Consider the following 11,160-nt stretch of genomic DNA (forward strand, 5'->3'; position numbering starts at 1 on the left):
GCAACGGCTGGGCGCGCTGCACCGCCGTGGGCCTGACCAACCGCGATCTGGAGCCATGCCGGATCTTCCTGCCCGGCGAGAAGGCCAAGATCTTCTACGAGTTCGAGATCGTCGAAGATATGAGCATCCCGATCGGCGGCTTCAACATCGAGAACGATAAGGGCATCCTTGTCCATGGCAAAAATGGGTTACAATATGACCGCCCGTCGCACGCCATAACCCATGTTCGCAAGGGGGCACGGCTGCGCTTTTGCCATGAGATCGTGCTCGATCTCAACCTTGGGGAGTACACCTTTGAGATCGGGCTAGCCACCATCGATGCCCAGAGCTACGAGCAGCGGGCGTGGGTGAGCGCGCCAGATCTGTATGATCGTGTCACGCGGATCTGCCATATCAATCCTGCGGGGAACTTCGCCATCATGTCACCACCGCTGGGGGATGCGATCCAGCTTGCACACTTTGGTATCGCAAATCTCTCTGGAGAATATACAGTCGAGCTATGCTAACACCCTTTCTTCGGCCTATTGCGCTGCAGCCGCCACACCGCCTATCGCCCCCGTTTGGGTGGGTCGAGCACATCCCCTTCGCCATGGCGCTGGTCGATATGCTGCGCCCGCGCACCATCGTAGAGCTGGGCACGCATACGGGCAACTCGTACTGCGCCTTCTGCCAGGCGGTCAAGGCGCTGGATCTGCCCACCAAGTGCTACGCCATCGACACATGGCAGGGCGACCCCCAGGCAGGGTTCTACGGTGCCGAGATCTTGGAAGAGCTGCGCGTCCACCACGACCCGGAGTACGGCGCATTCTCTCGGCTCATCCCCAGCACCTTCGACGAGGCGCTCGCACATTTTGCCGAAGAATCGGTCGATATTCTCCACATCGATGGGTACCACACCTACGAGGGCGCGCGCGGCGACTTCTATAACTGGCTGCCCAAGCTCGCGCCCAATGCCATCGTGCTGTTCCACGACATCAATGTGCGCGAGAGCGATTTTGGCGTGCACCGGCTGTGGGACGAGCTCCGCGCGAGCTACCGCCACTTCTCCTTCCTGCACGGCAATGGGCTGGGGGTGCTGGCGCTGGGCAACGACTACCCGCCGGATCTGCAGGCGCTCTTTGACGCCGACGAGACGACCACCGCGCTGGTACGCCAGCTGTTCTACACGCTCGGGCATCGGCTCACGCTGGAGGGCGACGCCGCCAAGCGCGAGCTTGAGCTGCTGAAGACCCGCACCGAACTGCGCGAGCAGCTGGAGCGCTACGATCGCGACTACCGCGCGCTGCAGCGCTGGATCACCGAGCGCGATGCCCATATCGCCAAGCTGGAGCACGATATCACCCTGTTCCAGGGCTGGATCAGCGAGCGCGACGCCCAGCTGCAGCACCAGCAGCAGCGCATCTTCGAGCTTGAGGCGATCATCGAGCAGATCGAAAGCGACCTGGGGGAAAAGCAGCAGCACGCCCAAGACTCAAGCGAGCTGGCGGAGCAGCAGCTCAGCACCATTCAGGATCAACGAAAAGAGCTGCTGACTCGGGATGGCCAATTTGCAGCTCTGACCTTGCTCTATAGCGAGAGCGAGAAGAAAATCGCCGAGCTTGAGAGCTACCTCGCGAGCCTTGAGGCTACCGAGCGCACTAGCATCCAGACGCAGCAGGCGCTGGCCGCGCTGCAGGAGAGCAAGGCGCAGATCGAGCAGTCGCTTGGCTGGAAGATGCTGATGCGGGTCTGGAAGATCCGCTCGCGGGTCTTCCCCTACCAGTCGTTCCCATCCAAGCTCGCGCGCCTGGCGTGGCGAGGGGCCAAAGAATATCGCGCCAATGGCATGAAAAGCGTGATTCGCCGTGGGGCCGCCAAGGCGCTCCGCAAGCTCAATCAGCCACAGCCAGCCCTGGCCCAGCACGAGCCAGCGGCAAGCCAGCTGAATGACTACCAGCAGTGGATCGCCCAGCACGAGCCAGACGCGCAAGGGCTTCGCCAGCAGGCGCTGCGCTCGCTTGAGCGCACCAGCCCGCCGCTGATCAGCATTGTCACCCCGGTCTATAACACCGAGCCGCAGGTGCTAGCCCAGATGATCCGCTCGGTTATCGCCCAGAGCTACCCCTACTGGGAGCTGTGGCTTGTCAATGCCAGCCCGGAAAACGAGGCGATCGACGAGCTTATGCATCGGTATTCGCAGAACGAAGCGCGGATCAATGTGCTGACCCTGGAGCACAATCTTGGCATCATCGAGAACACCAATGCCGGGATCGCCCAGGTGTGTGGCGACTATGTGGCCTTTGTCGACCACGACGACCTGCTGACACCCTTTGCGCTCTACGAGGTGGCCGAGGCGATCGCGCAGCACCCCGACGTCGGCCTGTTCTACTCGGACAGCGATCTGATCAATCAGCAAGGCACCACCCGATCGCGGCCCCTGTTTAAGCCCGATTGGTCGCCGATTATCATGCTCTCGTCGAACTATATCACCCACCTCTCGGTGGTGCGCAGCGCGATCCTCCGCGAGCTCGGTGGCCTTTCCAGTGGGAACGATGGCGCGCAGGATTGGGATCTGGTGCTGCGGATCAGCGATATGGGGCAGCGCATCCACCATATTCCCAAGATCCTGTACCACTGGCGCGACAGCCCTTCATCCACCGCCACCGACATCCGCCAGAAGCCCTATGCCATGCAGGCGCAGCTGAAGGTCATCCGCGATCACCTGCTGCGGCGAGGGGTCGATGCGCAGGTGTACTTTGACACCAGCGGCTATATTCGGGTGGCGTGGCCGCTCAGCGGGGCGTCGAAGGTATCGATCATCATCCCATCCCGCAACCTGCGCCTGGTCCAGCGCTGCGTCGGCTCGCTCCAGCTGCGCACCGGGTATCGGAACTTCGAGATCATCATCGCCGACACCACCGCCGATGCGTCGATCGCGCGCTACTACGAGCGGCACCCGCAGGAGAACATCCGCGTCATCCACCACCACCAGCTGCCGTTTAACTACTCGGCGGTCAATAACGTGGCGGTGGCCGCATCCACAGGCGACATCCTGCTGTTCCTCAACGATGACACCGAGGCGATCGACTCGCAGTGGCTGGCCGAGCTGGTGCGCTGGGCCGAGCGCGAGGAGATCGGCGTAGTGGGGCCGAAGCTGCTGTTCGAAAACCGCAGCATCCAGCACGCCGGCGTGGTGATCGGCCTCGATGGCTTTGCCGGGCACCCCTTCGCGGGCATGCCAGAAGGATCGCACACCATCTACGGCTGCACCGAGTGGTACCGCAACTATAGCGCGGTGACCGGGGCATGCCTGGCCATCCGCCGCGAGGTGTTCAACCAGATCGGCGGCTTCGACGAGGCGCTGATCCTGTGCGGCAGCGATATCGCGCTGTGCCTTGCGGCCACCAAGCTGGGCTACCAGGTGGTCTACACGCCCTTCTCGCGCATGCTGCACCTAGAAAGCACCTCGCGCGGCAGCGATATCCCGCCGAGCGATTTCGCCCTATCGTATGCCTACTACCAGGAGCTCCTGCGATCGGGAGACCCCTACTACAACCCCAACCTATCCTATTGGTCTGCAGCGCCACAGCTGTCGCGGCCCGATGAGCAACAGCCGATAGATTTTGTCCACCGCCATCTTGAGGCAATCGGGCTGCCTGTTCTGGCGAGCAATGAAAAGAAAAGCTTGTAACCTATGAGCACTCCTCAGAAACCCGTTGATAAGGCGCTCAAGACCTTTGCGCATCTTTCGAGCCGCAGCGTCTATGTGCTGCAGAAAGAAGGCCTGAAGGGCTTCTACGCGCGCACCAAGCGCAAGATCCTGCCGCCGAAGGTGCTGCAGGCCGAGTGGAGCAAGACCTACGCCTCCGAGGCGTTTATGCTGGCCCAGTGGCTGGACTGCACCCCCGAGCAGATCGAGCGCAGCAAGCAGCAGATGGAGCGCTACGCCGAGGGGCTGCAGATCCAATCGATCAACTGGTACCTGCCGCACTTCGAGCACGCCTACTACGGCGGGGTGTACACCATCCTGCGCTTTGCCTCGTACTTCGCCCAGCACTACCAGGTCCAGAGCAACTTCATCATCCTGGGCAGCCCCGAGTCGCCTGCGGCAGAGGAGTACGCCAAGCGCGTCAGCAGCGTGTTCCCTGCGCTGGCCTCGGGCAAGGCCGTGGTGATCCGCTCGGACAATGATCTGGCCAGCGTGCCCCACACGGATGCCTGCGTGGCGACCTTCTGGAGCACCGCGTACTATGTGCTCAAGAACCAGAACACCAAGCGCAAGTTCTACTTCCTGCAAGATTTCGAGCCGATGTTCTACCCCGCTGGCTCATCCAGCGCCCAGGTCGAGGCGACCTACCGCTTCGGGTTCTACGCGCTGACCAACACGATCAGCCTGAAGGAGCTGTACGAAGAGCAGTTCGACGGCAAGGCCAGCTTCTTCAACCCCTGCGTCGACACCAGCATCTTCCACCCCCCAGCGCAGCGCGACTGGGGCGGCGAGCACCGCCCATACACCGTGTTCTTCTACGCGCGGCCCAACTTCTTCCGCAACGGCTTTGAGCTTGGCTCGATCGCGCTGCGCAAGCTGAAAGAGCAGCTCGGCCAGCGGGTGCGCATCCTCTCGGCGGGGCAGAACTGGAACCCGGCGGACTATGGCCTGGAGGGCGTGGTGGAAAACCTGGGCCTGCTCTCCTACCAGCAGACCGCCGAGCTGTACCGCACATGCGATGTGGGCCTGGCCATGATGTTCACCAAGCACCCGTCCTACCTGCCGTTTGAGTTCATGGCCAGCGGCTGTATGGTGGTGTCGAACGTCAACAGCGCCACCAAGTGGCTGCTGAAGGATGGCGAGAACTGCCTGCTGACCAACGCCACCGCCAGCTGCATCGCCGACACGATCATACGCGGGCTGCAGGATCACGAGCTTCGCAAGCGGATATCCGATCAGGCGGCGGGCATGATCCAGACGCAGTTTTCCCAATGGGACGCGCAGATGGAGAAGATCTACCAGGCTATGTGCTCAGACATGCGCTAGCAGATAGCTGGAGCACTGTGTCGCCGGTATGGTTTCCCGTTGGGCATGGCCCAGTATCAGGCCCAACGGGAAGCGCTAAAGCGCAACCCTATCTATAGAGGCACTCGTGCTGGCTGATTCAAACACACCATAGTCTGGCCCATGTCTATGATAGACATGCCATTTCAGCAAGCTACCCCCAAAAATATACTGATCGATAGACACCTGTACATACAAGCCACTACCACAGCCTCTGCGCCTCTTCCGGTATTTATACTTTTTCACACCAAATATGGGACACCTATTTGGTTTATATATTCTCTTGACATCTGAAAGCGGATTAGCAAAGATGAAAAGTATGAATCAGCTATCACAAGAGCGCACCACCGCTTCCGTGATCGCCTCAAGCAGCAAGATCTGGATCGCACTGGCCCTGGTAGGGATCATGGCAGTCGGCATCGGCCTTCGCTTCTACAACCTGGGGCTCAAAGGCTTCTGGGGCGATGAGATCTGGGCCGCCCAGCGCAGCGCAGAGCCTGTGCTGACGATCATCCGCGAGTATATCGACACCCCTGGCCCGATCTTCTACCTCCTCTCGCACATCACCCTGCGCTGGTTCCCCTACGAGCAGGCCGAGACCGCCATGCGCCTGCCGTCGGCGGTGGCCAGCTGCCTGATCATCATGGTGGGCTTCCTCGGGGTGCTTCGCGTGCATGGGCGTGCGGCAGCGTTCGTGACTGCGGTGCTGCTTGCCGCGTCGCCGTATCAGGTGTGGTATGCGCAAGAGGCTCGGTTCTACGCCGTATCAACGCTGTTTTGCTTTATTGTCTGGTTTTGTTTTCTTCAGCTTGTCGCTGGCCAGCGCTCCAAGGTGCTGTGGGCCGGGTTTATCGGCAGCAGCGGCCTGGCGCTCTACACCCAGCCGCTGCCGGCGGCGGTGCTGCTGGTAAGCCTGTTTGGCAGCGTCGCTGTGCTGCTCGCGCCGCGCCGATCGCTGCGGGCGTACCTGCCATGGGTGGCGGCGGCGTTTGCCATCGGCCTGCTCTACGCCCCTGTGATCGTGAAGGTGCTGCTCGCCAAGATGACTGACGGCAGCGTGGGCAACTATGTCGACTACGACTCGGGCGATCAGATGTTTAACCCCGGTAAGCTACCGTTTACCCAGCTCTCCTCGATGGTGCTCAATGCTATCTTCCGTCAGTTTACGGCGGAAGGGAGTATCTGGGCGATCTTTCTTGGCCTATACTGCGCTGGCCTGCTCATCCTGCTCTATAGCAAAAAAACGCATCTCATCGTCTCACATCTCTCGCCCTTCTTCGTCATATTCTTTATCTTTGTGCTTCTTCAGCCGATCAATGGCTTTATCGCCCGATATATCCTCTTCCTTCAGCCAATCTACCTATCGATGGTGGCGGTAGGTATTGTCGAGCTTTCACGCATCATCATCAACAAGCTACCCCAGATTCGCGCTGCCTATAAGCCAATAGCGGCACCTGTGCTGAGCGGGCTGCTCACGCTGCTGCTGGTCATCCCCTGCCTGAAGACCATCAACCACAGCTATTCCCAGATGAAGATCAACGACTGGAAGGCGATAGCGCGCTACCTTCATACCAATGTCAGGCCAGGGGATGTGATCGTCGGATCTGCCTGGTTTAACACTGCGCTCGATTGGTACGAGATCCCCAAGCACACCACGCTGTTCAACGACTACCAGCAGACCGGCAGCGACTACGTCAACGCCGGGGCGCGCGTGTGGTATGTCCAGATCAAAAAACATATGGGGCCCTATGGCCAGAGCCTAGCACAGACGCTCACACCCGTGGATGACGCGCTGTGGATGGAGCCGGGGTTCTCCTACGCGTCGCTGACCAGCTTCTTCCCCCAGTCGGAGGCCCCCGCGCATATCTTTGTCGGCGGCCCTGCCTATGCGCAGTCGCGCCACTTCTTCGATCTGCCCGAGCCGAACTGGGCCAACCGCAGCTACCGCGGCATCGACCCAGGGCAGACGCTAGGGCTTGAGCTTGGCATGGAAGGCAGCGCGAGCAGGGCGCTGGCGGTCACCTATTTCGACGGGCCGGGCCAGAACATCCAGGTGGAGATCGCGGGCGCGACCACCGCGCTGCCGATCAACCAGCGGTATGCCTGGCGCACCGAGCGCGTGCCGGTGCCGAGCGCGGCGGGCACGGTTGTGCCGTTCTCGATCACGGCCATAGGGGAGAACATTGCGGCGGTGAGCGATGTGGCCCTGGAGCCGCTATCGGATGCGCGGCAGCAGCACTTCACCGAGGTGGCCGAGCCCAACTGGACCGACCGCAGCTACCGGGGCATTGAGCCTGGGGATAGCGCCGAGCTAGCGCTAGAGCTACGGAGCACGGCGTCGCGGGAGCTGGCGATCACCTATTTTGATGGGCCGGACCAGAACATTGAGGTGACGATAGCGGGCGCAACCACCGCACTGCCGATCAGCCAGCAGTTCGCCTGGCGCACCGAGCGCGTGGCGGTGCCGAGCGCGGTGGGGGCTAGCGTGCCGATCACGATCACGGCCGTGGGTACGCACACCGCCGCCGTCAGCGATGTGGCGCTGGAGGTGGTGCCGATAGGTCAGTCACACCATTTTACCAGCGTGGCGCAGCCAAACTGGACCGACCGCAGCTACCAAGGACTAGAGGTGGGCGAGAGCACCGCCCTAACGCTAAGCCTAGAGCCAAGCCAGAGCCGTGTGCTGGCGATCACCTACTTTGATGGGCCGGGGCAGGCTGTGCGGGTCGATATGGCGGGCAGCATAACCACGCTGCCAATCGACCAGCAGTTCGCCTGGCGCACCGAGCGCGTGGCGGTGCCGAGCGCGGCGGGGGCCAGCCTGCCGATCACGATCACGGCGGTGGGTACCCACACGTCCGCCGTCAGCGATGTGGCGCTGGAGTATGCCGCACCCCAGCAGCCCTAAACCAAAAAGCTACCTGCAAGCGCCGAGAGGTATTGTGCAGCCCGTCTTCATCCACAGCCAGCTCGGCGCTTCATCCCGATACCGCGTCGAACATCAGAAAGAGCAGTGCCGCCCAGCCGCCGGGGGCGCGCTGCTCTACCTTCACCGCATCCCGCTCACCTCGCGATCGCTGCCGATGGTGGCGTCGGCCAAGCTGCGGCGCGTGCCCGTGGTATTCGACACCGACGACCTGGTGTGGGATGAGCGCGAGCGCGAGTACAACCACCTGGATGCCCACTACCCGCCTGCGGTGGTGCGCCAGATTCTCAGGGGCACGCGGCGCATGCGCGCCATGATGCGCCTGGCCGATGCGCTGGTGCTCTCGACGCCCTACCTGGCGCAGCTGGCAGCGCAGCGCTTCCGCCAGCCAGCCTATGTCAACCTCAACGCGCTCTCACACGAGCAGGTGGCGCTCTCGCACCGCGCGTGGCAAGCGCGCACGCGGCGCAGCGATGCGCCTATCATTATCGGCTACTTCTCGGGGCAGGCCAAGGTGCACGACGAAGATGTGGCCAGCATCGCCCCGGCGCTCAGCCACGTCCTGCAGCACTACCCGCATGTGCGGCTGCGGATCTACGGCGGGCTGCGGCTTCTGGGCGGGCTAGAGCACCAGCGCTTCGCCGGGCAGATCGAGCGCCGCGACGCGGTGGACTGGCGCGATCTGCCCGACCAGATCGCCCAGGTGGATATCAACATCGCCCCGCTGATCGACAACCCGCAGCGGCGCGCCAAGAGCGCGGTAAAGTACCTTGAGGCTGCGGCGGTGGGCGTGCCCACGGTCGCGGCAAAGCGGGAGCCATACGCCCTGATCGAGCACGGGAAGACCGGCCTGCTGGCGTGGCCCCCCGACGAGTGGCGCGATAGCCTCGCCATGCTGATCGAGGATGGCCAGCTACGCACGGCGCTGGGCGAGGCCGCGCGCGCCGATGTGCTGGCACACCACACCACCAGCGCGCGGGCCGACAGCTTCAACCGCATCCTAGAGGAGATCGCTAGACGATGAGCCATCTGCTCCTGATCGTGCCATGGCTCAGCATGGGCGGCGCGGACAAGTTCAACCTCGATCTGCTGCGACAGCTGGCCCTGCGCGGGTGGGGGGCGACGCTGGTCACCACCCAGGAGAGCGAGCACCCCTGGCGGGAACTGTTCGCGAGCGCGTGCGACGACATCGTCGATCTGGCCAGCACCCCCGCCCCGCAGCGACCCGAGCAGCTGGCCGAGCTGGCAACAAGCCGCCGGGCGGATGTGGTGCTGATCGCCCACTCGGACTTTGGCTACCACGCGCTGCCCTACCTGCGGGCGCGGCACCCCAGCGCCGCCTATGTCGACTACTGCCACATGGAGGAGCAGTGGGGCGATGGCGGCTACCCCCGGCTGAGCCTCGATGCGAGCGCCTGGCTCGATCTGCAGATCGTCTCCTCGTCGCACCTGCGGGAGTGGTACATCGAGCGGGGCGGCCAGCCCGATCAGGTGGCCGTGGCCACCACCAACATCGACCCCGCCGACTGGGACGCAGCCCGCTACCGCCGCGCCGACATCCGCGCCGCGCTCGGGGTCGCGCAGAGCGCGCCGGTGGCGCTCTACGCCGGGCGGCTGGCGCGCCAGAAGCAGCCGCTGCTGGCCATGGATGTGCTGCGCGAGGTGGCCTTGGCGCACCCCGATGCGGTCTTCCTGATCGCAGGCGATGGCCAGTTCGCGCCCTATGTGCGCGGCTTCGTGCGGGCGCAGCGGCTGGGGCGGCAGGTCCGCTTCCTGGGCGCGCAGCCCTCGGCGCGCATGCGCGAGCTGCTGGCCGCCAGCGATGTGCTCTTCCTGCCATCGCAGATGGAGGGCATCTCGCTGGCGATCTACGAGGCCATGGCCATGGGCGTGGTGCCGCTGAGCGCCCATGTGGGCGGCCAGGCCGAGCTGGTAACGCCCGAGACGGGCGTGCTGGTGCGGCGTGGCCCCGACGAGCGCGCGGCCTATGCGCGGCAGCTGCGCGCGCTGCTGAGCGACATGGAGCGCACCCGCCAGCTGGGGGCGGCGGCGCGCCAGCGCGTCGCGCAGCACTTCCGCCTCGATCAGATGGGCGAGCGCATGGACGCGCTGCTGGCCGAGGCCCTGCGGCGGCACCGCCAGCAGCCCCGCCCGCCCATCAGCCAGGCGCAGGCCCAGGAGTCGGCGCACAGGGCCAGGGCCGAGGCAATGCGAAACCTGCAGCAGAGCGAGCAGCTCAACCGCCCGCTGCGCAAACGCGCCCGGCAGATCTTCTGGTGGGCGGTGGAGCACGGCGCATGGCCGCTGGTCGCCATACGAGAGAAGCTGAAAACACAGCCATAACGGGCAATCTGTAGCGGCGATTCTGAGGCATATGGCCAGCAAACACCTGAAGACAAGCTGCTATAATAGCCCTGCCTATGCCGCTAAAATTTATTTAAAGGGTATTTATGGACCGTCTTTCGCCGACAATGATATCAAATCATACCCGCAGCGATCTGCCAGAAAAATCGAAGCCGGTACTCAGTATTATTATCCCCTGCTATAACGAAGAGCCAACACTCGTCAAGATCCTTGACGCGGTGCGGGCGGTCGATATCGATAAAGAGATCATTGCCGTTGATGACAACTCGTCCGACCAGACCTACCGCCTGCTGCAGCAGCAGGCCGAGCAGGACCCATCGTTCAAAGTCGTGCACCACACCAAAAACATGGGCAAGGGCGCGGCGGTGCGCAGCGGCCTGGCGCAGGCCAGCGGCCAGATCGTGCTGATCCAAGACGCCGACCTTGAGTACGACCCGCAGGACTACTACGAGCTGGTGCGCCCGATCATGGATGGCAAGGTGGATGTGGTGTTCGGCAGCCGGTTCATGGGCCGCCACACCGGCATGTACTTCTGGAATGCGCTGGGCAACAAGGGCCTGACCTTCCTCACCAACTTCCTGTTCAACGCCTGGATCTCGGACATGGAGACCTGCTACAAGGCCATGCGCACCGAGATCATGAAGAGCCTGAAGCTAGAGAGCAACGACTTCCGGCTGGAGCCGGAGATCACCGCCAAGATTCTGCGCAAGGGCTACCGCATCTACGAGGTGCCGATCAGCTACCTGGGCCGCACCTACGAGGAGGGTAAGAAGATGCGCCCCAGCCAGGGCTTCTACGCCATCCTCGCGCTGCTGCGCTACCGCTTTCTGAAGTAGGC

6 protein-coding genes are annotated in these 11,160 nt (G+C 63.0%); all 6 read left to right on the top strand.

The window, feature by feature from the left end:
- Positions 1–499: 499 nt before the first annotated feature.
- Entirely contained in the window at positions 500–3,670 is a 3,171-nt protein-coding gene (locus F8S13_10160) for a glycosyltransferase (GenBank protein KAB8143371.1), read from the top strand.
- Between the two features lie 3 nt (positions 3,671–3,673).
- The gene (locus tag F8S13_10165; GenBank protein KAB8143372.1) at positions 3,674–5,014 is read left to right on the top strand and encodes a glycosyltransferase family 4 protein; all 1,341 of its coding nucleotides are present in this window, start codon (positions 3,674–3,676) and stop codon (positions 5,012–5,014) included.
- A gap of 271 nt (positions 5,015–5,285) precedes the next feature.
- Complete coding sequence (locus F8S13_10170) at positions 5,286–7,940, top strand: hypothetical protein (GenBank protein KAB8143373.1); 2,655 nt, start codon at positions 5,286–5,288, stop codon at positions 7,938–7,940.
- Positions 7,903–8,982: a glycosyltransferase family 4 protein gene (locus F8S13_10175; protein ID KAB8143374.1), complete on the top strand. Its 1,080-nt coding sequence runs from the start codon at positions 7,903–7,905 to the stop codon at positions 8,980–8,982. Before F8S13_10170 ends, F8S13_10175 begins: the two co-directional genes overlap by 38 nt.
- Entirely contained in the window at positions 8,979–10,301 is a 1,323-nt protein-coding gene (locus tag F8S13_10180; protein KAB8143375.1) for a glycosyltransferase family 4 protein, read from the top strand. Before F8S13_10175 ends, F8S13_10180 begins: the two co-directional genes overlap by 4 nt.
- Positions 10,302–10,429: 128 nt before the next feature.
- Positions 10,430–11,158, top strand: a complete 729-nt coding sequence (locus F8S13_10185) for a glycosyltransferase family 2 protein (protein ID KAB8143573.1) — start codon at positions 10,430–10,432, stop codon at positions 11,156–11,158.
- Positions 11,159–11,160: the final 2 nt, after the last annotated feature.

It is taken from the genome of Chloroflexia bacterium SDU3-3 (assembly GCA_009268125.1).
Lineage (GTDB): Bacteria > Chloroflexota > Chloroflexia > Chloroflexales > Roseiflexaceae > SDU3-3.